Origin of the sequence: Flavobacterium sp. IMCC34852, from assembly GCF_030643905.1 — a bacterium.
In the GTDB taxonomy this organism is placed as follows: domain Bacteria; phylum Bacteroidota; class Bacteroidia; order Flavobacteriales; family Flavobacteriaceae; genus Flavobacterium; species Flavobacterium rivulicola.
Genome location: NZ_CP121446.1, coordinates 1,471,601 through 1,496,472, shown reverse-complemented (window position 1 = coordinate 1,496,472; position 24,872 = coordinate 1,471,601). Strand labels below are relative to the sequence as shown.

General features: G+C 37.4%; 30 protein-coding genes. 15 read left to right on the top strand and 15 right to left on the bottom strand.

Annotation, left to right across the window (positions count from 1 at the left end; translation table 11 throughout):
* Positions 1–24: 24 nt before the first annotated feature.
* Both P7V56_RS06430 and P7V56_RS06425 read right to left on the bottom strand, forming a co-directional pair.
* Positions 25–870 carry an isoaspartyl peptidase/L-asparaginase gene (locus P7V56_RS06430; protein ID WP_171222847.1) on the bottom strand — a complete coding sequence of 282 codons (846 nt, stop codon included), beginning with the start codon at positions 868–870 and terminating at the stop codon, positions 25–27.
* Between the two features lie 85 nt (positions 871–955).
* A complete protein-coding gene (locus P7V56_RS06425) occupies positions 956–1,828 on the bottom strand; it encodes a cyanophycinase (RefSeq protein ID WP_171222846.1) in 873 nt (290 codons plus the stop codon).
* A gap of 115 nt (positions 1,829–1,943) precedes the next feature.
* On the opposite strand from P7V56_RS06425, the gene rluF reads away from it, so the two are divergent.
* The 6 genes from rluF to P7V56_RS06395 are packed head-to-tail and all read left to right on the top strand — an operon-like array spanning position 1,944 to position 7,060.
* Complete coding sequence (gene rluF, locus P7V56_RS06420; RefSeq protein WP_171222845.1) at positions 1,944–2,771, top strand: 23S rRNA pseudouridine(2604) synthase RluF; 828 nt, start codon at positions 1,944–1,946, stop codon at positions 2,769–2,771.
* 18 nt (positions 2,772–2,789) lie between these two features.
* A complete protein-coding gene (crcB, locus tag P7V56_RS06415; RefSeq protein WP_304986258.1) occupies positions 2,790–3,149 on the top strand; it encodes a fluoride efflux transporter CrcB in 360 nt (119 codons plus the stop codon).
* Between the two features lie 36 nt (positions 3,150–3,185).
* Positions 3,186–4,190, top strand: coding sequence for a DHH family phosphoesterase (locus tag P7V56_RS06410; protein ID WP_171222843.1), 1,005 nt, complete (start codon positions 3,186–3,188; stop codon positions 4,188–4,190).
* Between the two features lie 3 nt (positions 4,191–4,193).
* Positions 4,194–4,760 carry a gliding motility-associated peptidyl-prolyl isomerase GldI gene (gene gldI, locus P7V56_RS06405; RefSeq protein ID WP_171222842.1) on the top strand — a complete coding sequence of 189 codons (567 nt, stop codon included), beginning with the start codon at positions 4,194–4,196 and terminating at the stop codon, positions 4,758–4,760.
* Positions 4,761–4,770: 10 nt separating this feature from the next.
* The gene (locus tag P7V56_RS06400; RefSeq protein ID WP_171222841.1) at positions 4,771–5,817 is read left to right on the top strand and encodes a peptidylprolyl isomerase; all 1,047 of its coding nucleotides are present in this window, start codon (positions 4,771–4,773) and stop codon (positions 5,815–5,817) included.
* 22 nt (positions 5,818–5,839) lie between these two features.
* The gene (locus P7V56_RS06395) at positions 5,840–7,060 is read left to right on the top strand and encodes a peptidylprolyl isomerase (protein WP_171222840.1); all 1,221 of its coding nucleotides are present in this window, start codon (positions 5,840–5,842) and stop codon (positions 7,058–7,060) included.
* Positions 7,061–7,108: 48 nt separating this feature from the next.
* Here P7V56_RS06395 and P7V56_RS06390 read toward each other — a convergent pair whose 3' ends face one another.
* From P7V56_RS06390 to P7V56_RS06365, 6 genes are all read right to left on the bottom strand, one after another.
* Positions 7,109–8,554, bottom strand: a complete 1,446-nt coding sequence (locus P7V56_RS06390) for an APC family permease (protein ID WP_171222839.1) — start codon at positions 8,552–8,554, stop codon at positions 7,109–7,111.
* 124 nt (positions 8,555–8,678) lie between these two features.
* Positions 8,679–9,452, bottom strand: a complete 774-nt coding sequence (mazG, locus tag P7V56_RS06385) for a nucleoside triphosphate pyrophosphohydrolase (RefSeq protein ID WP_171222838.1) — start codon at positions 9,450–9,452, stop codon at positions 8,679–8,681.
* An 80-nt stretch (positions 9,453–9,532) separates the two neighbouring features.
* Positions 9,533–10,018 carry a DUF5606 family protein gene (locus P7V56_RS06380; protein ID WP_171222837.1) on the bottom strand — a complete coding sequence of 162 codons (486 nt, stop codon included), beginning with the start codon at positions 10,016–10,018 and terminating at the stop codon, positions 9,533–9,535.
* Between the two features lie 135 nt (positions 10,019–10,153).
* A complete protein-coding gene (def, locus tag P7V56_RS06375; RefSeq protein ID WP_171222836.1) occupies positions 10,154–10,744 on the bottom strand; it encodes a peptide deformylase in 591 nt (196 codons plus the stop codon).
* 84 nt (positions 10,745–10,828) lie between these two features.
* Positions 10,829–11,245 (bottom strand): Holliday junction resolvase RuvX, encoded by a 417-nt coding sequence (gene ruvX / locus P7V56_RS06370; protein ID WP_171222835.1) that lies wholly within the window; start codon positions 11,243–11,245, stop codon positions 10,829–10,831.
* Between the two features lie 6 nt (positions 11,246–11,251).
* Positions 11,252–12,160, bottom strand: a complete 909-nt coding sequence (locus P7V56_RS06365) for a copper resistance protein NlpE N-terminal domain-containing protein (RefSeq protein WP_304986257.1) — start codon at positions 12,158–12,160, stop codon at positions 11,252–11,254.
* 157 nt (positions 12,161–12,317) lie between these two features.
* Between P7V56_RS06365 and P7V56_RS06360 the strand changes: the two genes are divergently transcribed.
* Genes P7V56_RS06360 through P7V56_RS06340 form a run of 5 tightly spaced genes read left to right on the top strand, consistent with a single transcriptional unit; the run spans position 12,318 to position 16,467 of the window.
* On the top strand, positions 12,318–13,133 hold the full coding sequence (locus P7V56_RS06360) for a 2,3,4,5-tetrahydropyridine-2,6-dicarboxylate N-succinyltransferase (protein WP_171222833.1): 816 nt from the start codon (positions 12,318–12,320) through the stop codon (positions 13,131–13,133).
* Between the two features lie 12 nt (positions 13,134–13,145).
* Complete coding sequence (locus P7V56_RS06355; RefSeq protein ID WP_171222856.1) at positions 13,146–14,117, top strand: stealth family protein; 972 nt, start codon at positions 13,146–13,148, stop codon at positions 14,115–14,117.
* A gap of 14 nt (positions 14,118–14,131) precedes the next feature.
* Positions 14,132–14,722 carry a LicD family protein gene (locus P7V56_RS06350; RefSeq protein ID WP_171222832.1) on the top strand — a complete coding sequence of 197 codons (591 nt, stop codon included), beginning with the start codon at positions 14,132–14,134 and terminating at the stop codon, positions 14,720–14,722.
* Between the two features lie 16 nt (positions 14,723–14,738).
* Positions 14,739–15,419, top strand: coding sequence for a phosphocholine cytidylyltransferase family protein (locus tag P7V56_RS06345; protein WP_171222831.1), 681 nt, complete (start codon positions 14,739–14,741; stop codon positions 15,417–15,419).
* 1 nt (position 15,420) lies between these two features.
* Positions 15,421–16,467, top strand: a complete 1,047-nt coding sequence (locus P7V56_RS06340; RefSeq protein ID WP_240976665.1) for a CDP-glycerol glycerophosphotransferase family protein — start codon at positions 15,421–15,423, stop codon at positions 16,465–16,467.
* On the opposite strand, the gene P7V56_RS06335 is transcribed toward P7V56_RS06340, so the two are convergent.
* Together P7V56_RS06335 and P7V56_RS06330 are read right to left on the bottom strand one after the other, a co-directional pair.
* Positions 16,464–17,279, bottom strand: a complete 816-nt coding sequence (locus P7V56_RS06335; protein ID WP_171222830.1) for a glycosyltransferase family 2 protein — start codon at positions 17,277–17,279, stop codon at positions 16,464–16,466. The two genes, P7V56_RS06340 and P7V56_RS06335, sit on opposite strands and share 4 nt — an antisense overlap.
* A gap of 37 nt (positions 17,280–17,316) precedes the next feature.
* Positions 17,317–18,204 (bottom strand): lysophospholipid acyltransferase family protein, encoded by an 888-nt coding sequence (locus P7V56_RS06330; protein WP_171222829.1) that lies wholly within the window; start codon positions 18,202–18,204, stop codon positions 17,317–17,319.
* Between the two features lie 75 nt (positions 18,205–18,279).
* Between P7V56_RS06330 and P7V56_RS06325 the strand changes: the two genes are divergently transcribed.
* Genes P7V56_RS06325 through P7V56_RS06310 form a run of 4 tightly spaced genes read left to right on the top strand, consistent with a single transcriptional unit; the run spans position 18,280 to position 22,206 of the window.
* On the top strand, positions 18,280–18,846 hold the full coding sequence (locus tag P7V56_RS06325) for an L-threonylcarbamoyladenylate synthase (protein WP_171222828.1): 567 nt from the start codon (positions 18,280–18,282) through the stop codon (positions 18,844–18,846).
* A 26-nt stretch (positions 18,847–18,872) separates the two neighbouring features.
* Positions 18,873–20,291 carry a CCA tRNA nucleotidyltransferase gene (locus P7V56_RS06320; RefSeq protein WP_171222827.1) on the top strand — a complete coding sequence of 473 codons (1,419 nt, stop codon included), beginning with the start codon at positions 18,873–18,875 and terminating at the stop codon, positions 20,289–20,291.
* A 45-nt stretch (positions 20,292–20,336) separates the two neighbouring features.
* Entirely contained in the window at positions 20,337–21,386 is a 1,050-nt protein-coding gene (locus tag P7V56_RS06315; protein ID WP_171222826.1) for a COX15/CtaA family protein, read from the top strand.
* A gap of 49 nt (positions 21,387–21,435) precedes the next feature.
* Positions 21,436–22,206, top strand: a complete 771-nt coding sequence (locus P7V56_RS06310) for a CDP-alcohol phosphatidyltransferase family protein (RefSeq protein WP_171222825.1) — start codon at positions 21,436–21,438, stop codon at positions 22,204–22,206.
* A 29-nt stretch (positions 22,207–22,235) separates the two neighbouring features.
* On the opposite strand, the gene P7V56_RS06305 is transcribed toward P7V56_RS06310, so the two are convergent.
* The 5 genes from P7V56_RS06305 to P7V56_RS06285 all read right to left on the bottom strand — a co-directional run bounded on the left by P7V56_RS06305 (position 22,236) and on the right by P7V56_RS06285 (position 24,871).
* Positions 22,236–22,841 (bottom strand): thioredoxin family protein, encoded by a 606-nt coding sequence (locus tag P7V56_RS06305; RefSeq protein ID WP_171222824.1) that lies wholly within the window; start codon positions 22,839–22,841, stop codon positions 22,236–22,238.
* A gap of 6 nt (positions 22,842–22,847) precedes the next feature.
* Positions 22,848–23,333 carry a TlpA family protein disulfide reductase gene (locus P7V56_RS06300; RefSeq protein WP_171222823.1) on the bottom strand — a complete coding sequence of 162 codons (486 nt, stop codon included), beginning with the start codon at positions 23,331–23,333 and terminating at the stop codon, positions 22,848–22,850.
* An 84-nt stretch (positions 23,334–23,417) separates the two neighbouring features.
* Complete coding sequence (locus tag P7V56_RS06295; RefSeq protein WP_171222822.1) at positions 23,418–24,173, bottom strand: LytR/AlgR family response regulator transcription factor; 756 nt, start codon at positions 24,171–24,173, stop codon at positions 23,418–23,420.
* A 90-nt stretch (positions 24,174–24,263) separates the two neighbouring features.
* Positions 24,264–24,569 carry a 2TM domain-containing protein gene (locus P7V56_RS06290; RefSeq protein WP_171222821.1) on the bottom strand — a complete coding sequence of 102 codons (306 nt, stop codon included), beginning with the start codon at positions 24,567–24,569 and terminating at the stop codon, positions 24,264–24,266.
* A complete protein-coding gene (locus P7V56_RS06285; protein ID WP_240976663.1) occupies positions 24,569–24,871 on the bottom strand; it encodes a 2TM domain-containing protein in 303 nt (100 codons plus the stop codon). The genes P7V56_RS06290 and P7V56_RS06285 overlap by 1 nt, the downstream gene beginning before the upstream one ends.
* Between the last annotated feature and the right edge of the window lies 1 nt (position 24,872).

Here is a 24,872-nt window from a genome sequence, read left to right as displayed (position 1 = left end):
TTTTTTATTTTATTTTCAAATAGATTATTTAAATACTTCTTCTTTTTCTCCATCAAAACTCGCAAAAACCATACTCGGATGAGAATCTTGGTGGAAGATATTTCCTTTATTATCAATAGCAATCGCTCCTGCAAAACCATCGAAAGGCTTGAGTTCGTTAAAAGTTTTTTTAAATGCTTCTGCCAAGGTAAAACCATCGGTAACGCGAGTAACGATTTTTGCTGCTACAGCACCGCTGACAATGTCTTCGCCTACTCCGGTTAAACTCACCCCACAGAACTCATTAGCGTAATTTCCTGCCACTGTAGCCGAATCTGAAATCCTACCCGGTATTTCAAAACCTTTTCCTCCGGTAGAAGTCGCAACTGCAATTTTACCTTCAGCGTCTAAAGCTACACAACCAACCGTTCCGGTTCCGGTGGCGGCCAATTTCGCTTCATACTCCGCTCGGCGTTGCGGAATTTCGGTAGAGAATTTCTCAAACCCGTGTTGACGGGCAAAATTTGTGGCACCGCTTCCACCCAAAACTTTATCATCATAATCGAGTAAAACCTGTGCCACTTGCACCGGGTTTTTAACTTCTTCAATGTTAATCACACCACTCATTTTCAAAGTCGAGCCATCCATTAAAGAAGCACTCATTCTGATTTTTCCGTCGCTTTGAATTTGGGAACCAATTCCGGCATTAAACAGTGCATCATCCTCCAAAAGAGAAACCGCATAAACTACCGTTTCCAAAGCCGAATGGTTTTGCAAATAAGCATACGACTCCTTAGCAATCCGCAACAACGCTTGTTGTTTGGCTACTTTAGTTTCGTGATTCGTTGATGATTCCGAGAAAAATCCGCCGTGGATGATTATTTTAGACATGTTAGATTATTAGATTGTTAGACATTTTAGACGGCTTAGATAGTTGACTTTCTGAAAAATCTAACAATCCAAGCAGTCTAATACTCTAAACATATTGTGATGACTTAATCGTCATTTTAAAAGTGTCCAAGTCGAAAGTGTCATTTTTACTCATTACGTGAGTTACCAAATGGTTGATAGAAATAGGTTGCCCGAGCTCAACTTGGGTCAAATTAGTATCTTTAATTTCTCTTCCATCGACCAAAATTACCAAACCGGAACCTAAGGCTTCCATTTGACGACCGTTAGTGATTAACAATCCTGTATCTTCACCCAAACCAATACCCAATACTTTCGGATTCCCGACTACTGCTTGGAACAAACGACCAATGCGACCTCTTTGCACAAAATGCGTATCGATAACCACATCATCAATCAACCCTAATCCGGAAGTGATTTTAACTTCGCCTTTTAACAAAGCTTCGTGACTGCTGCCTTGGTAAATCATATTATTGGAAGCCGCCGCCGCACCGGCTGAAGTTCCGGCGTAAACAAAATCATCGTTTCGGTATTTGCCAATCAATATTTCATCGAATGGTGTTCCGCCTAAAATAGAGGTTAAACGCAACTGATCACCACCGGTAAACATCACGACATCGGCTGCTTTTAATCGGTCTAACACTTCGGGGTCGGAAGCTTGCTCTCTTCTTTCAATATGAAGTACATCAACATTGTGCGCACCCAAGTAATTAAAGGCTTTTACGTATTCGGGGCCAATTTCTCTGGGGATTTTTGAAGCCGTGGTAATCACTTCAATTCTCGATTGTTCTTTGTTTTTTGATTCTTTGATGATGCGTTTTAAAATGCCTTCTTCAAAGAAATTCAAATTCTGTGGAGCGCTTTTGTCCAAATCGGTTTCAGTAAAACTTCCTTTGTCAACCGCACCGCCAATTATTATAAGTTTGCCTTGTATATTCATGTCCGTAAAAATAGGAAAAACTTAAAACTTACCAACCTTTTTTACGTTTTTTGAAACCAATTTATCAACGGACTTATCAAGAAACAGTCTATAGAAATTGTGTTATATTTGCCCTATGGAACTCAATCAAACCCGTATCAATAAATTCTTGTCCGAATCCGGATTTTGTTCGCGTCGCGAAGCCGATAAACTGTTGGAACAAGGCCGAATTACCATCAACGGAAAGGTACCCGAATTGGGCACCAAAGTATCCGCAGAAGACGAAATACGAGTGGACGGAAAACTAATCAGAGAGAAAACCGAAAAACCCATCTATTTGGCTTTTTACAAACCGGTTGGGATTGAATGTACAACGAATCAAAATGTACGCGATAATATTGTAGATTACATCAATTATCCCAAGCGAATTTTTCCGATTGGTCGTTTAGATAAAGCCAGTGAAGGCTTGATATTTATGACCAATGACGGCGATATTGTCAACAAAATTCTTCGTGCCAGAAATAACCACGAAAAGGAATACATCGTAACGGTGAATCGCCCTATCACAGACCGATTTATCGAACGTATGGGTAACGGCATCCCCATTTTAGATACGGTTACCCGAAAATGTAAGGTAGAGCAAATCAGTAAATATGTTTTCAGAATCATTTTGACCCAAGGCTTGAACCGACAAATCCGCAGAATGTGTGAATATTTGGGCTACGAAGTTACAGCACTGAAAAGAACGCGTATCATCAATATTTCACTTGACGTTCACGTTGGTCGCTACCGAGAATTAACTGATGCGGAAATCAAACAATTAAACCAACTCATAGCACCATCGAGTAAAACAGAAGAAGCAAGTTTGCCCAAATCCTCCAAAGTTGATTTTGGAAATGCCAAAACAGAAAATAGCAAATTCCAAAAACCAATTCACAGAATCAGAAAAAATCCTAATTCCTGAATCAAGATGCTCAAAACAATGCTATACATAGCTTTAGGTGGTGCAATTGGAAGTGTTTTGCGGTTTTTGACGACCGTTTTGGTTTCTAAATTTTGGTCGAATCACTTTCCGTTGGCGACTTTTTTAGCCAATATTATTGGATGTTTCTTAATTGGATTATTCATCGGTATTTTAGAAAAAAACCAATTGACCGACAGTAATTTGAAGTGGTTTTTAATCACCGGATTTTGTGGTGGTTATACGACTTTTTCTACCTTTGGAATGGAAAATTATAATTTGTTTCAAAACCAGCATACGCTTTTGTCCTTTGGTTATATCGGTTTGAGCATTTTAGTCGGACTTTTTGCGGTTTGGTTCGGACTTTTTGTATCCAAATAATTTTCAATTCCTGAAAAAAATGTAACTTCGCCCTCTATGAAAAAAGAAGACATTTTTGCCCTCCAACAATTATTGGCTACGCCCAAAAAAATCGCGATAATTCCACACCGAAGTCCGGATGGTGATGCTATGGGTTCGACCTTGGCTTTGTATCATTTTCTATTGAAATTGAATCACAAACCTACCGTGATAGCACCCAATGATTTTCCGAATTTCTTAGCTTGGTTACCGGGTTCTGAAACGGTGTTGATTTATGAAAATGACAAGGCAAATTGTGCTCAAATCATCAAAGAAGCTGAAATAGTTTTTACCTTAGACTTTAATGCCTTACACCGAACCGGTGAAATGGAGCAAGTGCTGAATAAAGTGACCGCGCCTATGGTTATGATTGATCACCACCAAAAACCTGACCACTATGCCACTTTCACTTATTCGGATACGATTTTTGGTTCGACTTGTGAGATGGTTTATAATTTTATCACGTTTTTAGGGAATAAAGATTTAATCGATAAAACCATTGCCACTTGTATTTACACCGGAATTACTACTGATTCGGGCTCATTTCGATTTCCGTCAACCACGGGAACTACCCACCGAATTGTGGCTGATTTAGTAGATTTAGGTATTGACAATAGTGAAATTCACAACCAAATATTCGATAATAATTCATTTGATCGACTACAACTTTTAGGCAGAGCGTTGCAAAACATGAAGGTTTTTCCGGAGTACAAAACCGCTTATACAACTTTAACTCAAAAAGAATTAGACGAATTTCATTACGTGAAAGGCGATACTGAAGGAGTGGTTAATTATGGCTTGACCATTAAAGGCATACATTTTGCAGCCATTTTTATTGAGCATAAGGACGAGAACATTATTAAAATCTCTTTCCGTTCACAAGGAAACTTTGATGTCAATCAGTTTGCCAGAGACCATTTTAACGGCGGCGGGCACATTAATGCAGCCGGAGGAAAATCGTACGAAAGCATGAAAGAAACCATCAAAAAATTTGAAAAATTAATTTCGAAACTAACCATTTAACAGATGAAAAACACAACCAAAATAGCTGTTTTACTGATTGTTTTTGTGACAATAATCAGTTGCAAACAACAACAAGCCCGCATGCCTATTTCTCGCTCTTCGGGGACTTTTATGAAAGAGTCTGTTGAGCGTAACAAAAAATTGGTAGCCGGCGAAGAAGCCAAAATAGATTCGATTATCAAGAGTAATCCACAAATCAAATACATCGCTTCCAAAAAAGGATATTGGTACCATTATGAAACCAAAAATGAAACTGACACCCTTCGTCCGAAGAAAGGCGATGTGGCTAATTTTGACTATGAAGTAAAAGATTTAAAAGGTAATGTGGTTTACTCTGAAGTTGAATTACGACCGCAAACTTATGTAGTCGATAAACAAAACATCATGATGGGCTTGCGCCACGGCATCAAATTGATGCGCAAAAACGAGAAAGTAACTTTTCTTTTTCCGTCACATATGGCTTATGGCTACCATGGCGATAACAAAAGAATCGGCTCTAATGAACCCTTAATTTGCACCGTAACGTTACACGATTTTAAACCTGAAACCAAATTAAAAACCGAAAATTAATTCCACTAAAATGAACAAAACTATTAGTCTTTTTGTATTGGCTTTATCCGTATTGGTAAGCGCCTGTAAAAACGAACACAAAAACCTAAAAGATGGTTTATACGCCGAGATTGTCACTTCAAAAGGCAGTATCATTGTAGAACTTGACTACAAAAAAGCACCTATTACTGTAGCCAACTTTGTAACTTTGGCCGAAGGCAATAATCCATATGTTATGGAGGATTTAAAAGGAAAGCCATTCTATAACGGTACCGTTTTTCACCGAGTTGAAAAAGGATTCGTGATACAAGGCGGCGATCCTTACGGCAATGGCTCCGGTGATCCGGGTTATATCTTTAAAAATGAAATCAGTGATTTAAAACACGACAAAGCCGGTGTTTTGGCTATGGCCAATTCGGGACCGGATACCAACGGTTGTCAATTCTATATCACCCAAAAACCAACGCCGCAATTGGATGGCGGTTACAGTGTATTTGGCCGTGTAGTTGAAGGTATGAAAATTGTAGATTCTATTGAAATCAATGATGAAATGACCGAAGTGACTATTATCCGAAAAGGAGAAGATGTCAAAAAATTTGATGCTTTAAAAGTTTTCTCGGAATATTTCAAAAAAAATAAAACCACCAAAGAACAAAAAGCCGCTTATTTCAAAGACCTCAAGAAAACGGCTGTCAAACTGCCTTCCGGCTTAGCTTATAAAGTAATACAGCCATCATCAGGTGAAACTCCAAAACCGGGAACAGCAGTAATGATTAACTATTCAGGATTTTTAGAAGACGGAACGCTTTTTGATACCAGCGATACCGAGGTTGCCAAACAATTCGGAAAATATGATGAACAAAGAGCCATGCAAAACGGCTATTCAAAAATACCTTTCACTTTTGGCGGTGAGAATCAATTAATTCCGGGTTTTGTTGAAGGTGTTGGAAAATTAAAAATCGGTGAAAAAGCCATCCTTTTTATACCGTCGAATTTAGGATACGGCGAGCAAGGTGCCGGAAATGCAATTCCACCCAATGCCAATATCGTTTTTGAAGTTGAACTATTAAATAAATAATACCAACAAATAAATGTTAACCATGAAAATAAAATTAAGTCTTCTTTGCTTGCTTGTTATCGGATTAACCGGCAGCATGGCACAAACCAAGAAAAAACCGGCTGCTGCAAAAGCCACCCCGGTTGCCAAAGCGAAACCTAATGTAGATACCTCAAACGAAGGAATTTTTGCCGAAATCGATACCGACAAAGGAAAAATTTTATTACAATTAGAATACAAAAAAACACCGGTAACTGTAGCCAATTTTGTTGCTTTAGCCGAAGGAACAAATGCTTCAGTTACGGATGCTAATTTGAAAGGGAAACCTTTTTTTAACGGACTGAAATTTCATCGTGTGATTGCCGATTTTATGATTCAGGGAGGTGATCCTGCCGGAAACGGTTCGGGCGGCCCGGGTTATGCTTTTAAAGATGAGTTTGCACCCGATTTAAAACACAATCGTCCGGGCGTGCTTTCTATGGCTAACTCCGGACCAAAAACCAATGGTTCACAATTTTTTATTACACACAAAGAAACACCTTGGTTAGACAATAAGCACACTGTTTTTGGTTTTGTAATCAAAGGACAAGATGTGGTTAATGCCATCAAACAAGACGATGTAATCAAAAGCATTACCATTACCCGTAAAGGTGCTGAAGCTAAAAAATTTGATGCTCCAAAAGTATTCGCCGATTATATGGCTAACAAAGCCAATGATGATGCCAAAGAAGCCGCCATTGCCGCTGAAAACAAAAGAAAACAAGCGGAGGCTGAAGCCCAAAGACAAGCCGAACACAAGGCCAAATACGGACCGGTTTTTGCTGCCAAAGCAAAATATTTAAGCGACGTTAAAGGTACGGCTACCGAAACCGCTTCGGGTTTAAAATATACTATTGCCCAAAAAGGAACTGATAAAAAACCAACTGATGGTACCACAGTTTATATTCACTATGCCGGTTATTTAGAAGACGGAACACTCTTTGACAGCAGCTATGAAGCCGTTAATAAAGAGTTCGGTAAATTTGACGAAAACAGAGCCAAACAAAATGGCTACCAACCTTTTCCTTTCCAATACGGAAACAAAAGTGGTTTAATCCCCGGATTCCTTGAAGGATTGAGCTTTATGAACTTTGGTGACAAAGCCATCTTATTTATCCCATCAAAATTAGGTTATGGAGAAAGAGGTGCCGGAAATGTAATTCCGCCTAACTCAAACATTATTTTTGAAGTTGAAATGTTAGAAACCGCACCGGTCAAACAATAAAGAATTATTGCTAAATAAAAAAAGAGTCCCAAAATTGGGACTCTTTTTTTATTCTCTTTTATTCATAAACAAATAATAAACCGGTATTCCTAATGCCACAATCACCAATCCTAATCCGGTGTTGACGGTATCGTAAATTAATAGTGCCACACAAATCGCAGCGGTCAGAATTATGTATAAAGCCGGGATAACTGGATAACCAAAAGCTTTGTAAGGTCTTTCGGCATCAGGTTCTTTCTTTCTTAAAATAAATATACCGTAAATAGTCAGTATGTAAAACAACAGCGAAGCAAAAGTTGCATAAGTCAGTAAGTCACCGTATTTTCCGGAAATGCACAATATACAAGCCCAAACGCATTGAAACCAAAGCGCTTTTTCCGGCACATCATGCTTATTTAACTCGCCTGCTTTCTTGAAGAAAAGATTGTCTTTAGCCATCGCATAAAAAAGTCTTCCTCCCGATAAAACCAAACCACTGTTACAACCAAAGGTCGAAACCATAATCAAAGCGGCCATCACAAAAACTCCAATATTACCCATAATCATATTCGCTGCAGCAGCGCCAACTCTGTCTTGAGCGGCAAACATAATTCCGTTTTCCACTACCGAACCCTCAGGAGAACCGTTTAAAGGTAATAACGCTAAGTAAGCTATATTGGCTAAAATATAAATCACTGTTACAATCAAGGTTCCTAAAAACAAACTTCTGGGAATATTTTTCTTAGGGTCTTTGATTTCTCCCGCTATAAAAGTCACATTGTTCCAAGCATCACTCGAAAACAAAGAGTTAATGATGGTTGCTCCTATTGCACCAACTAAAGCAATTCCGGTTAATTTAGTCACCGTTACCGTTTTAGTAGTTTCATCAAAAACCGTTTTACTGGCTTCCCAAGTATTGTTGAAATTGTTAGAGAAAGTATCGGTACTGAAACCAATATACAAGCCGAAACCAATTAGAGCAAAGAGCGCAATTAATTTGGCAGACGTAAAAACCAATTGAATGACTTTACCGTTCTTTACCCCTTTGGTATTAATATAGGTGAGCAAAACGACACTCAGCATGGCCAAAACCTGACTATTTTTAAACACAAAACTATCGCCTATTCGAAAAATTTCTTCTTGTAAAATTGGAAAAAATACCGCGGTATAATTGGCAAAAGTCACCGCTACTGCGGCTATTACTCCGGTTTGAATTACAGTAAAGACCGTCCAACCGTAAAGAAAAGAAGCCAATTTTCCATAAGCTCTTTGGATGTAAACAAATTGTCCTCCGGCGGTAGGCATCATTCCGGCCAATTCGCCATAGCTTAATGCTGCCGACATGGTCAACAAGCCGGTAATCAACCAAGTAATTAATATCCAAGCGGCGGAGCCTAAATCGCGCGCCATGAAAACGGTAACTACAAAAATACCGGAACCTATCATGGAACCGGCAACTATACTGGTGGCGTCAATTAGCCCAAGGGAACGTTTTAATTCGTGTTTTTCTGTCATGTTGGTGGATTATAGTTTATGGTTGTTGGTTTAGTTTATCAAATATAGTCAAATAGAGAAAAGAAAAAATTGAACAAAGAAAAAAGACTATTAACTGCTGCTTACTGCTACTGGAAACTGAATACTAGAGTTTTTTCGCTTCTTCCCAAAAAACATCCATTTCCGCTAAAGTCATATCGGCTAGAGGCTTGCCTAGTTCTGATGCTTTACTTTCGAGATACATAAATCGCTTCATAAATTTTTTATTGGTGCGTTCCAAAGCATCTTCGGGATTGATTTTGAGGAATCGGGCGTAATTGATCATGGAGAACAAAACATCACCAAACTCGGCTTCGATTTTATCTTGATTGCCGGCTTTGACTTCAACTTGTAATTCCTGAAGTTCTTCCTGAACTTTATCCCAAACTTGGTGTGGTTCTTCCCAATCAAAGCCTACTCCTTTGACTTTGTCCTGAATTCGGCTGGCTTTTACTAAAGCAGGCAAGCTTTTCGGGACACCTTCCAACACTGACTTTTTGCCTTCTTTAAGTTTGAGTTTTTCCCAGTTTTGTTTTACTTCTTCTTCATCGGCCACCACCACATCACCATAAATATGCGGATGCCGGTCGATTAATTTGTCGCAAATACTATTGGCAACATCGGCTATGTCAAAAGCATTGGTTTCGCTTCCTATTTTGGCGTAAAAAACTATATGCAATAACAAATCACCTAACTCTTTTTTGATTTCAGCCAAATCATTATCCAAAATGGCATCGCCCAATTCATAGGTTTCTTCAATGGTTAAATGACGTAAACTTTCAAGGGTTTGCTTTTTGTCCCAAGGACATTTTTCGCGCAAATCATCCATGATATCGAGTAATCGACCGAAAGCTTCAAGTTGTTGTTGTCTATTGTTCATCGTTTAGAATTTGCATAAAAATAGAAAATCCTATCATTGCATTGCAACAATAGGATTTGTATTTATAAAGAAGTAATTAACTATTCTTCTTTTTTTGCAGCTTTTTTAGCAGGTGATTTTTTGGCCTTCACTTCTTCCACTACTTCTTCTTTGATGGCTTCTGCGTTTTCTACTTTTGGTTCTTCTTTAGACACCAAGCCTTTAGCTTGAAGGATATTGTACCAATTCAAAACTTTTTTAATATCTGAAGCGTACACTCTTTCTTCATCATAATCAGGTAAAATTTCTTTGAAGTAGGCTATTAGCTTTCCGTTATCTTCTTTGTGAGAAATGGCAGGACCTTCATTTTCTTTAATGGCAATCGCTCTAATAATGTCGGCTAACGGTTTTTCTTCACTATAAGTGTACATTGAAATCTCAGAAAGTAAACTTACGTTACTTCTCATTCCAACCGTAATTTTTTTTCCGTCTAATAATGACTCGGCTAAAAACCCTGAGCGAGTTTGTAATTTCAATTCGAATAATCCCGGTTTTCCGGCTATAGCTAATATTTTCTCTACGTTCATTGTATTAATTTAATTTTAGGGCACAAATATAAATAATTCAAATTCCAAATATCAAAAACCAAAGTCCAAAAGAGGTGATAAAATTGTTAAAGTTTTTTCAAAATTGGGATTTGGAATTTAAAAGATGAAATTTTTCTAGTTTCTTCCTTTTTTATTGGCAAATTTCATGCGGTAATCAGGGAAAGCTTTGCCGTCCATGATATTTTGTAACTTCTTCTTGATTAGTGTTTTTTTCAAGGTCGATATTTTATCCGTAAACAAAATACCTTCGATGTGATCGTATTCATGCTGGATGACACGGGCGATCAAACCGTCAAACACTTCTGTTTTTTTAATGAAATCTTCATCACAATATTCAATCGTGATTCTTTCGTGACGGTAAACATCCTCACGAACATCGGGAATACTCAAACAACCTTCATTAAAACCCCATTCTTCACCTTCTTCTTTCAGCATTTTGGCATTGATAAAGGTTCTTTTGAAGTTTTTGAGTTGGGCTTGTTCTTCTTTGGATAAATCATCGCTGTCGCTAAAAGGCTCTGTATCAATTACGAATAATCGAATAGCCATACCAACTTGTGGTGCAGCCAAACCCACACCATAAGCGTTGTACATGGTGTCATACATATTGGCGATAATTTCTTTTAAATTAGGATAATCCGGTGTGATTTCTTCTCCGACTTTTCTTAAAACCGGTTCACCGTATCCGTAAATTGGGATAATCATTTTGATTTTAGATTTTTTGAATAAGAATTTAGATTTTAAGCCCGAATTCCTATTTCTAATTTTAACGGAGCAAAAGTAACAAAATTAAATCATTTTTCGGGTGAGATAATCTTGGAGTAAAATCGTAGCGGCAATTTCATCAACCAAAGCTTTGTTTTGTCTTTGTTTCTTTGATAAACCACTGTCTATCATGGTTTGAAAAGCCATCTTTGAGGTAAATCGTTCGTCTACTCTTTCCATTTTCATTTCAGGAAAAGCCTTAGTAAAATCAGCTACAAACTTTTCAATAACAGGCGTACTTTCCGATGGTTGACCGTTCATTTGTTTGGGTTCGCCAATCAATACTTTAGCCACATTTTCTTTAGAAAAATAGTTTTTTAAAAAGGCAATCGCAGTGTCAGAAGCAATGGTTGTCAAACCCGAAGCAATGATTTGCAATTCGTCGGTAACGGCAATTCCGGTACGTTTTATTCCGTAATCAATGGCTAAAATTCTGGACATTTCTTATTATTTTGCAGGCTCAAAGGTAGCCAAAATTGCTACTTTTCCTTTGTGCAACTTTAGAATATTATCTTTAATAGAATAATGCTCGGTTTCTGCCAATGCCTTAGAAAAAAGCGTTTCTAACAACATGTTAGGACAAGCCATACGGGTCATTGCTACATTGGAAAATGTCAAACCAAAAGCAGAAGGCATCACATAACTTCCCGTCAGATTATTACATCCGGCATAGGCGCTAAATCTGCCGTCTTTAGAATTTAATTTTAAAAAGAAGTCTTTTTTTCCATTTTGAATTACTACTTTTCCGTTTAGAGTAATCAGTCTCCATTTGGTTTCCGCCAAGGTAGCTTTACCAATAGCAGGATTAACTTTTTTAACTACGGTTTGAGCTTCCATTCTGCTATTCAAATCGACTGTCTTCTTGGGTTCAGTTGTGGTTTCAAGTTCGGAATTCTCAGATGGTTGTTTGGCCAAAATATGCGCTGCTGCTAAATCCCCGGTGATTCTTTTGCCCGACAAATCTAATTGTGTCAGCGTATTTTCGCCTACGAAATATTGATTGGGACCATTCTTTACATCGTCTAAGATAATGGTATTGCCTTCTTTATTCCATGAAAAAGTACCCTTTTGTTCAAATACTTTATCGCCTTTACCTTGGTACTTCGTTTTGATGTTGTAAGTGTTATTTTCATTAATACAAACAATCGTTTCCAAACCTTCACAATCGGCACAAGGCAAAATACCTTTATAGGTTCCGATATAATCCAATGAATTTTTGGCATGATGTGCCGCTACATTGTTTACGGAGTCAACTTTAGCAATAGAATCTTGAGTTGATGGTTTGTTTTCCGCTTGCTTTTGACAACTCATAAAAAAACAAGTTGACAAACTAAAAAGTAAAAGTTTTGCTTTCATAAGTTAGAGATTCAGAAAGTTAAATTGGTCATCACAAACTTACTTATTCTAACAACTAATGGTTGGAATTTAACATTTTTTTGATACTCAATCCTTAGCAATAAATGCTTTGTTACTTTCTAAAAATGAAACTATCTTTGTTCCAAATTCAAGAAACATGACAACACTACAAAATACTATTGAAAAAGCTTGGGACAACCGAGCTTTATTACAAGAAGAAACTACAACAACAGCCATCAGAGAAGTAATTGCTTTGTTAGACGCCGGAACTTTGCGTGTTGCCGAACCAACAGACGATGGTTGGCAAGTTAACGAATGGGTCAAGAAAGCCGTAGTGATGTATTTCCCTATCCAAAAAATGGAAACCTGGGAAGCCGGAATTTTTGAATACCACGACAAAATGTTGCTAAAAACCGGTTATTCCGAAAAAGGAATTCGAGTAGTCCCACCGGCCACTGCTCGTTATGGCGCCTATATTTCTAAAGGTGTAATTTTGATGCCAAGTTATGTCAATATCGGTGCTTATGTTGATGAAGGAACCATGGTAGATACTTGGGCAACCGTTGGTAGTTGTGCCCAAATCGGGAAAGATGTTCACCTTTCGGGTGGTGTTGGAATTGGTGGTGTTTTAGAACCTTTACAAGCCGCTCCGGTAATTATTGAAGACGGTGCTTTTATTGGTTCAAGATGCATCGTTGTCGAAGGTGTTCACGTGGGTAAAGAAGCCGTACTTGGTGCCAATGTTTGTTTGACTGCATCGACCAAAATAATCGACGTAACCGGAAGCGAGCCGGTTGAATACAAAGGATTTGTTCCGGCGCGTTCAGTAGTAATTCCGGGGAGTTATACAAAGTCTTTTGCCGCAGGAGATTATCAAGTTCCTTGTGCATTGATTATTGGAACCCGCAAGCCTTCAACCGACTTAAAAACATCACTCAACAATGCGTTGAGAGAATATGATGTAGCGGTTTAATACTTATTTTTTATGGAAAACAAATTTGATATAGATGCGGTTATTTTGTGGGTTGACGGAAACGACATTAACCACAAAAACAAACTAATTCAACATCTTGATGACCAGACATTGATTAACAAAAAGGTCGTTACTAACCGAATCAATCAGGTTAATGAGATTGAGTATACGGTTAAATCAATTATCAAATTTGCTCCTTACATAAGAAACATTTACATCATTACCGACGAGCAGCAACCCGATTTCTTAAAAAAAGCGGAGACCGAAAGTCAATACCAAAAGGTTAGCATCATTGATCATAAAGTAATTTTTGCCGGTTACGAACAATATTTACCGGTATTTAATTCTTACACCATTGAAACAATGATGCATAGAATACCCGGATTGGCGGAGCATTTTGTTTATTTCAATGATGACATGCTTTTATTCCGAGAAACCAAACCCGAAGATTTTTTTACCAAAGAAGGTTTACCCATCATAAGAGGTCAATGGATGCGTTTTGAGGCGGAAAAAATAACCAAAAAATTACCGATTCTTCTCGGACTTAAAAAACCCAAAACCAAAGGTTACCTAGGCTACAAAAGAACTCAAGATTACACTGCAAAAGCTTTGGGTTATACCCGAAAGATTTGCCTTAACCATACGCCTTTTGCAATGAGAAAGTCGGTTCTCGAGAAGTTCTACCAAGACAACCAAACGATATTTATCAATAACATCAAGAACAAATTCAGACACGAAAATTTGGTAATGGTGCAATCTGTCGTGGCACATCTTGAGGTTGAAAACAATAAAAATGTGCTCAAAAACGATTACCAATTGGTTCGTTTTGATTCCGCTAAGAAACCATTGTCTTGGATAAAATTTCGGTTTATTATTCACAAAATGAATAAAAATAAATTATTTTTAAATATTCAAAGTCTCGATTTGTACACTAAAACCAAAATAGCATACATCTTGAATTGGATTGATAAAAATGTTTCCTAACTTTCCTTAAATAAATGGGATACGCAATAAAATTAACCGGTAGAAATAAAAAAAATGCAGAGTCACTGTTGCATGAGGTGACTTTACTTTTAGAAAAATTTAAAGTAAATTATGCCTTAGAAGGCGGAACATTATTAGGCATTTACAGAGAAAACAGATTGCTTCCTTGGGATAGTGATGTTGATATTTCAATCTTGAGTGAAGAACTTTTGAAAATGGATGAAGTTTACAAAGAACTTCATAAAAGTAATTATCGCATCAGAATCAGAACCTTTGAGGCAAATGACAGTCCATTCCAAAAAGGAATGACACGACTGATTAAAATCAGAAAGAAGTATTTTTTCGGGCTTTTAAAAGGGAATGTTTGTTTGGAAATTTTTATAAAATTTACCGATAAAGAACATGTTTATTGGAAAGTAGCGGACAAAACTATGATGGCTCCGAAAAAGTTTTATGAAAATTACACCCAAATTGAATTCTTAAATAAACATTATACCATTCCATTATTAACCGAAGAATATCTGACACATAAATATGGCGATTGGAAAAAACCGAACAAAAATTGGAATGCCTCAACAGACGAACTTTCAATCCTAAAAAATTAATTTTACATTAAAAAATATGAAAATAGTAATTCTAGCCGCCGGTATCGGTTCAAGACTTGGTAATCCGTTTCCGAAACCGTTAACACCACTAAAAAATGGTAAAAGTATCATGGAATACCAAACCGAAAACATCGCTTCAAAATTTAATATCGATGATATCAATGTGGTAGTCGGCTTTAAAAAGGATTTAATTATGGAACGTTTTCCGGAACTGACTTACATTTACAATCCGTTTTTTGACCGAACCAACACTTCAAAAAGCCTGTTGCAAGCCTTGCGCAAAAACCGAGACAAATCGGTGATGTGGTTTAACGGCGATGTGGTTTTCGACCGACAAATTCTTGACATTCTTCATCCTTATATCAAATCAAAAACTTCTTTTGTAGCCGTAAATACCAGCAAAGTAGCCGACGAAGAAGTGAAATACACTTTAAAAGACGGTTACATTCACGAACTGTCTAAAACCGTTAAAAACGGTCTCGGAGAAGCAGTTGGCATCAACTTCATTGCTTCTAAAGACATCCAGCATTTTATCAACCGATTGGAAGAATGTGAAGACAATGATTACTTTGAAAGAGGTTTAGAATTGGCTATCGAAAAAGATGGTATCAAGATTACCGCTGTTGATATTTCTGCATACAATTGTATGGAAATTGACTTTGTGGAAGACTTAGAGAATGTGAACAAAATGCTCTAAAATGAAATGCATTCTTTTTTGCCAAAACAATTATTCGTTCGGAATTCTTGAACCCATTAAAAACCATTTGGCACTTAATGGAGACGAATACATTTGGTATGTCAATAAAAAAATATTGGCAGATTTTCCGTTTACCAACGAAAACCACACTACTGAGATATCCGATTTAGAAGCGTACCAAAGCGATGCCATTTTTGTGCCCGGCAATGAAGTTCCTCATTACTTAAGAGGTGTAAAAGTTCAGGTTTTTCACGGACTGGCCGGAGAAAAGAAAGGCCATTTCAGAATACGCCATTATTTTGATTTGTACTTAACTCAAGGTCCGTATTTCACCCGAAAATTCCTCGAGTTTAAAAACAAATACCGCGACTTCGAAGTCATGGAAACCGGTTGGCCTAAGCTCGATGTTTACGGTACCGATTTTCACAAATACGATACTGAAAAGCAAAATCTTTTGCAAAAACACGGGGCGAAAAAAATACTCTTGTATGCGCCAACATTTTCTCCGAAACTGACTTCTGCGCCTTTTGTAACAGAAGAATTAAAAACTTTGGTTAAAAATCCGGATTATTTGGTGTTGCTAAAGTTTCATCCTTTAATGGATGTCAACTGGCTGGAAGTGTATAAAAAAATAGCCGAAGAAACGCCAAACATTATATTTGAAACTGAAAAAAACATCATCAAGTTTTTATTGATGGCCGATTTGTTAATCAGCGATACTTCCTCAGTAATTTATGAATTCTTGCTATTGGATAAACCCGTAGTAACCTTCAAAAACATTTCGGAAAATATTCTTTGGGAAAACAGTTCCGACTATAATCAGCTAATTCCTTTGGTTGAAAACAACCTTTCGAAAGATCCTTTTGCCCAAAACAGAAAGGAAATTTTCAACCAATACCATCCGTACATCGACGGAAAATCGGCAGAAAGAATGGTAGAAGCGGTAAAAAAATATTGTGCAGATTTCGGCGTACCCGAAAAGAGAAAGATATCGCTGTTCAGAAAAATGAAAATGTATTCGCTTTTTGGAAAACCTGCTAAAAGTTAAGCCAACTTTTCAATTCCGTTTTTAATTTTAATGATGTGGTGCTTTTTATTGTAAGCTCTAATTGCTAAATTTTTATCCCAACCTTCTTGGCTGAAATAGCCACGAGCGTGATCTAAGTGTACACAGACCGCGGCATACCTGATTTGTTTTGAAATCAAGCCATTGTTGAACAAACGTTCCCCTACTTCGCGGTCTAAACCACCATATTGCATGTCTTCATTAAATCCGTTTACGGCTATGATATCGCTTTTAAAACACGAAGTATTGTGTCCGTTAAAGGTTCGTTTGGTTGGCGTTAACCAGTTCATAAAAGCCGCAAAGTACTTATTGTGCGTTAGTTTTGAAGCCTTGAAACTCAGTGACAACCCTTGCTTTTTTAACCATAAAACATCAAAACAATTTTGCTTAATAATATCATCATCCGTAATGGCTTTGGATAGGTTCATGGGTAATTTGAAGTAACCTCCCGAAAGAAATGATCCTTCTTCCTTGTGTTTTAAATGAACCGCAACAAAATCTTTCCGCGGAATGCAATCACCATCGGTAAACAATAAATAATCGGCATTGGTTTTGAGGATGGCTTTATTGAGAATTTCAGACTTTCGAAAGCCTAAATCTTCTTGCCAAACATGTATAATCGGGTATTTAAACTTAGCTGAAAACAAAGCCAAAACTTCTTTGACTTTGGGCGTAGAACCATCATCGGCAATCACAATCTCGAAATCAGTTGTGGTTTGAACACTATACCCTACAAGAACTTTATGAAGCCATTCTTCTGCATTGTAAGTGGTGATGATTACTGATAATTTCATTATTACAATAATACTAAAATAAAATTGTAAGTAGTCATTAGTTGACCAATTTGTTTTTGCCTTTGTGCTTCCACCTTTTGTGCGTCCAAAGATAAAACTCGGGTGCTTCCCTGATTTGATCTTCAACTTTTCTCAAAAATGTTTCTGTGATTTGATAATCGGGAACAACAACGGCATTATCGGATAAGAGTTCTAATTCGGCTTCATAAAAACCTCTTTTAACTTTTTTCACTTTCAAAAAAACAACCGTCATGTCAAAACGTTTGGCCAACATTTCGGCACCGGTATGAACGGGAACTTCTATTCCCATAAACGAACTCCAATACGTTTTTCGTTTAACTTGCGGCGATTGGTCGCTGGCGAATCCGTAAAGTCCTTTTATTCCTTTAGCTTCATTACTTTCAATAGTAATAACAGCCTGCTTAGTCGTAATCAATTCAGCTTTAAAACGAGAGCGAATCTTTTTGACCAAGTCGTCAAAATACTTATTGTTGATTCTTTTATAAATGGCATAACCTATAAAATTAGATCTTGAATTGATGGAAATCACCCATTCGTAACTGGCGTAATGTGCACACATCAAAGCCACACTTTTGCCTTTTTTTTCCAAATCCTGATAAACCTCTAAATTCTTAAAGACAAAGCGTCGCTCAATATCTTTAACCGAAATAGTCATCGTTTTAATCATCTCTAAAAACATATCGCACAAATGACGATAGGAATCTTTTTCAATTCGCCTTCTTTCTTTTTCCGCCAAATGAGGCAATGCCAAAGCGATGTTGGCTCTAACCACTTTTTTTCTGTAACCGAAAACGTGGTAAACCAAAACAAACACAAAATCTGAAAAAAGATACAGCAGTCTAAAAGGCAATATCGAAATTAAATACAAAATCGGATATAGAATTAAAAACAGTAACAGTTGCATTTTTCTATTTTTCGGCAAAGATAACCAAAACAGAATTCTTGTGATTTACATTATCTTTACAAAAATTTTGCAAAAATGAATCTCAACGAAGAAGTACACAAAGCTTTTGAAGTCATCCAAAACGGTGGCATCATCCTCTATCCTACTGATACAGTTTGGGGAATCGGATGCGATGCTACCAATGCCGAAGCCGTAAAAAAAATCTACGCCTTAAAACAACGTGAAGAAACCAAAAGCATGATTGTTTTGATGAATGGCGAAAAAATGATATACAATGTTTTCAAAGACATTCCTGAAGTGGCTTGGCAAATTTTGGATTTATCTGAAAAACCAACGACCTTAATCCTCGACAATCCTAGAAATGTAGCGGCTAATGTTATTGCAGAAGACAAAACCCTTGGCGTGCGAATCGTTAAAGAACCGTTTTGTTTCAAACTGATGGAACGCATGAAAAAACCTTTGGTTTCGACCTCGGCTAATATCTCGGGCATGTTTACCCCAAAATCTTTTAAAGAAATCAGTTCCGAAATTATAAAGGGTGTAGACTATGTAGTAAATTTGCACCACGAAAAAATTTGTGACAAACCATCAACGATTATCAAACTTACAAGTGATAGTCAGGTGAAAATCATCAGAAAATAAAGTCGCAGTTCTCAGAGCCCAAAAGAATGAATTATACCAAAGCATTAGACAACCCAATATTTAAAATTATAACGCAGGCCAGTCAGGAACTTAAGCTGGAAAGCTACGTAATCGGTGGCTTTGTTCGTGATTTTCTTTTGCAACGCGATTTCAAAAAAGATATTGATATCGTGGCTGTGGGTTCCGGTATTGATTTGGCGCTGAAAGTTTCCCAATTATTACCTAACAAACCCAAAGTACAAGTTTTTAAAAACTATGGTACGGCCATGTTGCGTTACAAAGAAATCGATATTGAATTCGTGGGCGCACGAAAAGAAAGTTACACCCAAGACAGTCGGAATCCTATCGTAGAAATCGGGACACTCAAAGACGACCAAAATCGGCGTGATTTTACCATTAACGCCTTAGCATTTTCTTTGAATCCGAATAATTACGGTGATTTGGTTGACCCATTCGATGGCTTAACCGATTTGAAAAACAAACTCATTAAAACGCCTTTGAATCCGGATATTACTTATTCTGATGATCCGTTGCGAATGATGAGAGCGATTCGTTTTGCGACGCAATTGAATTTTACCATTGAAGAAAAATCTTTGCAAGCCATTACCGATAACAAAGACCGTATCAAAATCATTTCAGGAGAAAGAATTGTAGACGAATTAAACAAGATTTTGGAAACACCGAAACCATCTATTGGTTTTTTACATTTATACAAAACCGGCTTACTCGAGATTATTTTACCCGAATTGACCGCGCTCAATAACGTAGAAGAAATCGAAGGCCATACGCATAAAAACAACTTCTATCACACGTTGGAAGTAGTAGATAATATTTGCCCGAATACCGACGATGTTTGGTTGCGCTGGGCTGCCTTGTTGCACGATATTGGCAAAGCACCTACAAAACGTTTCAATAAAAAACAAGGCTGGACCTTCCACGGACACGAATTTTTGGGAGGCAAAATGGTCAAGAAAATTTTTGAAAGATTGCACATGCCATTGAACCAAAAGATGAAATTTGTGCAAAAAATGGTGATGTTGAGTTCACGCCCAATTGTCTTGTCAGAAGATATCGTAACCGATTCGGCCGTGCGAAGATTGGTGTTTGATGCCGGAGAAGATGTCGATAATTTAATGACATTGTGCGAAGCCGATATTACGACTAAGAATCCGGCCAAATTCAAAAAATACCACAACAATTTCGACATTGTTCGACGAAAAATTATTGAGGTGGAAGAACGCGATCATGTACGCAATTTCCAACCGCCTATTAGTGGTGAAGAAATTATGGAACTCTTCAATTTGCAACCTTCAAAAGAAATCGGCGTGCTGAAAGAAGCGGTAAAAGAAGCAATTCTGGAAGGAGAAATCCCAAATGAGTACCAAGCCGCATATGATTTTGTTTTGGCGAAAGCCGAGAAATTAGGTTTGAAAAAAGTAAAATAAATTGGTATTAGATTAACTTTTGTTGAATACTGAATTCAGCTTTCAATGGTTAATTTTGTAAAATATTTTAAAACAGTGAAAAAAGACAAATCAGTCATTTATTGGCTACTTTCCGGTTGTGTTTTAGTGTTTATAATGGTCGTAGTTGGCGGTATCACTCGCTTAACCAATTCGGGTTTATCGATGACCGATTGGCATTTGGTAACCGACACTTTTCCACCCATGAGTGAGGAAAAATGGGTTCATGCTTTTGAAGAATACAAGAAATTTCCGGAGTATCAAAAAATTAATGTTCACAACGATTTTCAGTTGGATGATTACAAGTTCATTTATTTCTGGGAATGGTTCCACCGTTTTATCGGCAGAATTATCGGTTTGGTATTCATCATTCCGTTTGTCTATTTCTTAATCAAAAAACGAATCGATAAAGCCACTTTAAACAAATGCTTTATCCTACTGGGAATGGGCGCTTTGCAAGGTTTCTTTGGTTGGTTTATGGTGAAAAGCGGTTTGGTTGACAATCCGGATGTGAGTCATTTCAGATTGGCATTGCACTTGACTTTTGCGTTTATCACTTTTGCTTACACGCTTTGGGTCGCTTTGGATTTGATTTATCCCGAAAGAAAAGAAGTGATTGTTCCTTTGAAGAAATTAGCGCGCATTACGATGTTTTTCTTAATTGCCCAAATCATTTACGGTGGTTTTGTAGCCGGATTAAACGCAGGATTAATACACAACCATTGGCCGCTCATGAGTGACGGACAGTTTTTTCACGAGAGTATTGCTTTGGAAAAAGACAGTTGGTTACTCCGATTAACCGAAGGCAAAAGCGGCGTTCAATTTGTACACCGAACGATGGCTTATCTAGTCGTTGGTTTGATTTTGTATTTGTATTTCAAAAGTAAAAAATATGCGCTTTCAGCCCAACAACAAAAGGGTTTGAATGCCTTGGTTGTATTGGTGTTTGTACAATTTGCTTTAGGCGTTCTCACTTTGTTGTATGCAGTTCCTCTTTGGTTGGGATTGACACACCAAGTGGTAGCGTTCTTCTTATTGACAGCGATGACTTATACTTTGCACCGCTTGTCAAAATAATACGCTTGCCCTGACTATATTGTCGCAGTTACCTTGTTTACTAACTTAAATGTCTAAACTTGCCGCTCAAGATAAATTTTTAGATTTATCAGATTACGGAAGATCTTTCGGGAGATTTTTCGCTCTTCAATTAAAAGATTCCCGCTTTACGCCAATTCATGTTACCTTACTTTTCGGGCTTTCCGGACTGATTGCGATGTATTGCATTTTGGTACATCAATATTTATTGTCCGGATTTTTCATTTTACTAAAATCAGGAATCGATGCCGCGGATGGTGAATTGGCCCGATTGAAAAATACGCCTTCCTATTCCGGCAGGTATTTAGACAGTGTGTTTGATATCGTTTTGAATTTTATGTTTCTGATGGCGATTTGTTATGTTTCTGAAACCTCGATTTGGTTTACCCTTTTGGCTTTTATCGGGCTACAATTGCAAGGCACTTTGTATAATTACTACTATGTGATTTTGAGAAACAAATCGGTTGGCGGTGATAGCACGAGCAAGATTTTTGAATACAAAACGCCTAAAGCTTTGCCGGGAGAAACCCAAAAATCAGTCAATATTCTATTTGGCATTTACCAAATTGTTTACGGCACTTTTGACAAAATCATCCACGCTTTGGATTCAGAGGCTTACAAAGTCAAAACCTTTCCCAACTGGTTTATGACCTTGCTTTCGTTATACGGATTAGGCTTTCAATTGTTGATTATCGCGGTAATGTTACCCATGGGTTGGATTGAATTGATAGTACCGTTTTTCATAGTTTATACCCTATTAATCTTCGCCTTGATTGGGATTCGAAAGGTTTATATTAAATAAAAAGTCCCGACTGAATCGGGACTTCTTGTTTATACTTTTTTCTTGGCTTTTATCGAACAACCAATGGCTTTGGTGAGAGAAGGTGAAGGTTCACTTCCTTTTTCCAATGCGGCGATGGCGTTTTCTAAATATTTTTCTTTTACAGCAGAAGCATCATCTGAATTGTCATCAATAGCGCCGATGTATTTTACCACTAAGTTTTTGTCTAATAAAAATACATGCGGTGTTTTAGTGGCACCATATTGCGGATAAACCTGTTGTCCTTCATCTACTAAATAAGGAAAAGCAAACTTTTTGTCTTTAGCCTTTTCTTGCATTAACTCGTAAGTATCGGCCGGTTGTACTGCAGGATCATTAGGATTGATGGCCAAAAGAACATAACCTTGCTTTTTGTATTTTTTGGCCAAATCATTGATTCGGTCTTCATATTTCACCGCAAACGGACAGGTGTTACAAGTAAAAACCACAATAAAACCTTTGGCGTCTTTGTAATCAGCCATGCTGTACATTTTGCCGTCAACGGATTTTAGTTTGAAATCGGCGGCTTTGTCTCCGGGTTGGTAGCCGTTATTTACCACAGTTTCTCCCAGAAATAAACTGCTGAAGAATAGGACTAATAAGGATAAGACTTTCATGTTGAATTAATTAAGATTGATAAATGAGTTTACGTAATCGTTGAGTTCGGTAAAGTTTTCAAATTCGCGTTCGGCAAATAAGTGCTTTTTACCTTGTATGAGTAAGGTGGCCGGAATGGCACCCGACCAGTCTTTGTCGATTTTAGACAACCACGAATTGTAATCTTTGTCGCTTAGGAGCAAAACCTCAGCGGTGATTTTTTTTCTTTCTACAAAAGGGATAAGCTTTTTCTCCAGGTCTTTTCGGCTGTCGAGGCTGACCAATATTACTTTTACCTTTTTATTTTCCTTGTGAAGTTGCTCAAAATAAGGTAACTCTTTGATACACGGAGCACACCAAGTCGCCCAAAAGTTAATCACATAAACGTTCTCATCTTCTTTGATTACCGCTTTTTCAAAATCGTCAAATTTTTCATAAACGGTTATTTGTGCCAAAGCATTACTGGCAAAGGTCAGGATGAAAAAGATTGATATTGAGTAAAGTAACTTCATCAGAAAAATTAAGTGTAACGAAGTTAATGAGTTAGGGTTTAGATTGGAATTTACTTAACAAAATTTTACCAACTTTAACATAGCTTACCCCAACCACTCCTTAAACTCACTCACCCTCTCTCGTGCCACAATTATCTCGTCGTCTTTGTAAGTTGGTAAAATCACTTTGAGTCTGGAATTGCTATGGAGTTGAATCTCTTTTATTGCTTTCATCGGGATGATGAATTTGCGCGAAACGCGGTAGAAGTCCTTTGGGTCAAGTTCGGTTTCGAGTTGTTCTAAAGTGTTGTCGAGCAAGTAATCTCGGTTGTCTGAAGTGTGTAAATAAGTGCCTTTGTTTTCGCTGTAAAAACATTCGACTTCCTCAATGTTAATCATCTTCAATTGTTGTCCCATTTTGATAGTGAAACGTTTTTTATAAGTTCGGTCAATGGGGTTGACCAACATTTTTTTAATCATTTCAAAATCCAAAGAAAGATTCGGCGCTGCTATGTTTCTCGCTTTGAATTTGTTGACCGCCTTTTCCAAATCGTCTTCATCTATTGGTTTCAATAAGTAATCGATACTGTTCAGTTTAAACGCACGCAATGCATATTCGTCATAAGCTGTGGTAAAAATAACGGCACTTTTAATGTCTGTATGCTCAAAGATTTCAAACGACAAACCGTCGGACAATTGGATATCCAAAAAAATCAAATCAGGATGCGGATTGGTGTTAAACCATTGGATAGATTCTTCTACAGAATGTAAAAGTGTATTGATTGGCAAGCCCAGTTTTTCCACTTTGCGTTGGAGTAATCTGGCTGCGGGCTTTTCGTCTTCGATGATGATGATATTCATTTTTCTTAAGGTTCTTAAGGTTCTGAGGCTCTAAGGTTCTGAGGCCTTTTTTTTCTTTAACCTCAGTACCTCAGCGCATTAGCGCCTATTTTATTCCCATTTATTATTTTTCTCCTTCTCCATCAACTCTTTAATCTTTTTGTCTTCCCAATTTTTGCCCAAAATCATGGTGGGTACAAAAACAGAAAAACCGTGAGCGACTAAACCGATGCCCCAAAACATAGCTGTGACAAAATTTTTCCAATGAAAAAAGCCTTCGGTAGAGTTTTGAGTGTTTACAATCAACAGTATGATGTTAATCACCACATAAACCGCAGCGTGACTGTAGAATCCTTTGATTCGCTTGACCCTTTTTACCGCTTCTTGGTATTTGATTTCGTCTAGATTTCCCATCATTATTCAAATTTATTTCTTTTATTTTCTTCCTCCATGTATTCTTTGATCTTTTTTTCTTCCCATTCTTGGTTGAAGAACGGGAACCAATTGAAGACTTTCATTGCATGAAAAAACAAACCAATTCCCCAACCCATCATAGACCAAAGAAACCAAAGGTATTGTGGGGTGTATTTTAAATTGATAAAAATTAAAATCGCCATGACCAAGATATAAGAAGCCAAGTGACTGTAAAAACCTTTGATTTGCTCCACTTGTTTTTTGGCGCGTTGGTATCTTTCGAAGTCGTTATTATTTGTTTCCATG

Coding starts and splice junctions, on each gene's coding strand:
- P7V56_RS06410 (WP_171222843.1), top strand. CDS start 3,186: ATGAAAAAAGAAGACATTTTTGCCCTCCAACAATTATTGGCTACGCCC.
- P7V56_RS06350 (WP_171222832.1), top strand. CDS start 14,132: ATGGGATACGCAATAAAATTAACCGGTAGAAATAAAAAAAATGCAGAG.
- P7V56_RS06300 (WP_171222823.1), bottom strand. CDS start 23,333: ATGAAGTTACTTTACTCAATATCAATCTTTTTCATCCTGACCTTTGCC.
- def (WP_171222836.1), bottom strand. CDS start 10,744: ATGATTATCCCAATTTACGGATACGGTGAACCGGTTTTAAGAAAAGTC.
- P7V56_RS06305 (WP_171222824.1), bottom strand. CDS start 22,841: ATGAAAGTCTTATCCTTATTAGTCCTATTCTTCAGCAGTTTATTTCTG.
- rluF (WP_171222845.1), top strand. CDS start 1,944: ATGGAACTCAATCAAACCCGTATCAATAAATTCTTGTCCGAATCCGGA.
- mazG (WP_171222838.1), bottom strand. CDS start 9,452: ATGAACAATAGACAACAACAACTTGAAGCTTTCGGTCGATTACTCGAT.
- P7V56_RS06310 (WP_171222825.1), top strand. CDS start 21,436: ATGTCTAAACTTGCCGCTCAAGATAAATTTTTAGATTTATCAGATTAC.
- P7V56_RS06380 (WP_171222837.1), bottom strand. CDS start 10,018: ATGAACGTAGAGAAAATATTAGCTATAGCCGGAAAACCGGGATTATTC.
- P7V56_RS06285 (WP_240976663.1), bottom strand. CDS start 24,871: ATGGAAACAAATAATAACGACTTCGAAAGATACCAACGCGCCAAAAAA.
- P7V56_RS06395 (WP_171222840.1), top strand. CDS start 5,840: ATGAAAATAAAATTAAGTCTTCTTTGCTTGCTTGTTATCGGATTAACC.
- P7V56_RS06325 (WP_171222828.1), top strand. CDS start 18,280: ATGAATCTCAACGAAGAAGTACACAAAGCTTTTGAAGTCATCCAAAAC.
- gldI (WP_171222842.1), top strand. CDS start 4,194: ATGAAAAACACAACCAAAATAGCTGTTTTACTGATTGTTTTTGTGACA.
- ruvX (WP_171222835.1), bottom strand. CDS start 11,245: ATGTCCAGAATTTTAGCCATTGATTACGGAATAAAACGTACCGGAATT.
- crcB (WP_304986258.1), top strand. CDS start 2,790: ATGCTATACATAGCTTTAGGTGGTGCAATTGGAAGTGTTTTGCGGTTT.
- P7V56_RS06315 (WP_171222826.1), top strand. CDS start 20,337: ATGGTTAATTTTGTAAAATATTTTAAAACAGTGAAAAAAGACAAATCA.
- P7V56_RS06290 (WP_171222821.1), bottom strand. CDS start 24,569: ATGATGGGAAATCTAGACGAAATCAAATACCAAGAAGCGGTAAAAAGG.
- P7V56_RS06335 (WP_171222830.1), bottom strand. CDS start 17,279: ATGAAATTATCAGTAATCATCACCACTTACAATGCAGAAGAATGGCTT.
- P7V56_RS06340 (WP_240976665.1), top strand. CDS start 15,421: ATGAAATGCATTCTTTTTTGCCAAAACAATTATTCGTTCGGAATTCTT.
- P7V56_RS06295 (WP_171222822.1), bottom strand. CDS start 24,173: ATGAATATCATCATCATCGAAGACGAAAAGCCCGCAGCCAGATTACTC.
- P7V56_RS06390 (WP_171222839.1), bottom strand. CDS start 8,554: ATGACAGAAAAACACGAATTAAAACGTTCCCTTGGGCTAATTGACGCC.
- P7V56_RS06400 (WP_171222841.1), top strand. CDS start 4,771: ATGAACAAAACTATTAGTCTTTTTGTATTGGCTTTATCCGTATTGGTA.
- P7V56_RS06425 (WP_171222846.1), bottom strand. CDS start 1,828: ATGAATATACAAGGCAAACTTATAATAATTGGCGGTGCGGTTGACAAA.
- P7V56_RS06430 (WP_171222847.1), bottom strand. CDS start 870: ATGTCTAAAATAATCATCCACGGCGGATTTTTCTCGGAATCATCAACG.
- P7V56_RS06355 (WP_171222856.1), top strand. CDS start 13,146: ATGGAAAACAAATTTGATATAGATGCGGTTATTTTGTGGGTTGACGGA.
- P7V56_RS06345 (WP_171222831.1), top strand. CDS start 14,739: ATGAAAATAGTAATTCTAGCCGCCGGTATCGGTTCAAGACTTGGTAAT.
- P7V56_RS06320 (WP_171222827.1), top strand. CDS start 18,873: ATGAATTATACCAAAGCATTAGACAACCCAATATTTAAAATTATAACG.
- P7V56_RS06330 (WP_171222829.1), bottom strand. CDS start 18,204: ATGCAACTGTTACTGTTTTTAATTCTATATCCGATTTTGTATTTAATT.
- P7V56_RS06365 (WP_304986257.1), bottom strand. CDS start 12,160: ATGAAAGCAAAACTTTTACTTTTTAGTTTGTCAACTTGTTTTTTTATG.
- P7V56_RS06360 (WP_171222833.1), top strand. CDS start 12,318: ATGACAACACTACAAAATACTATTGAAAAAGCTTGGGACAACCGAGCT.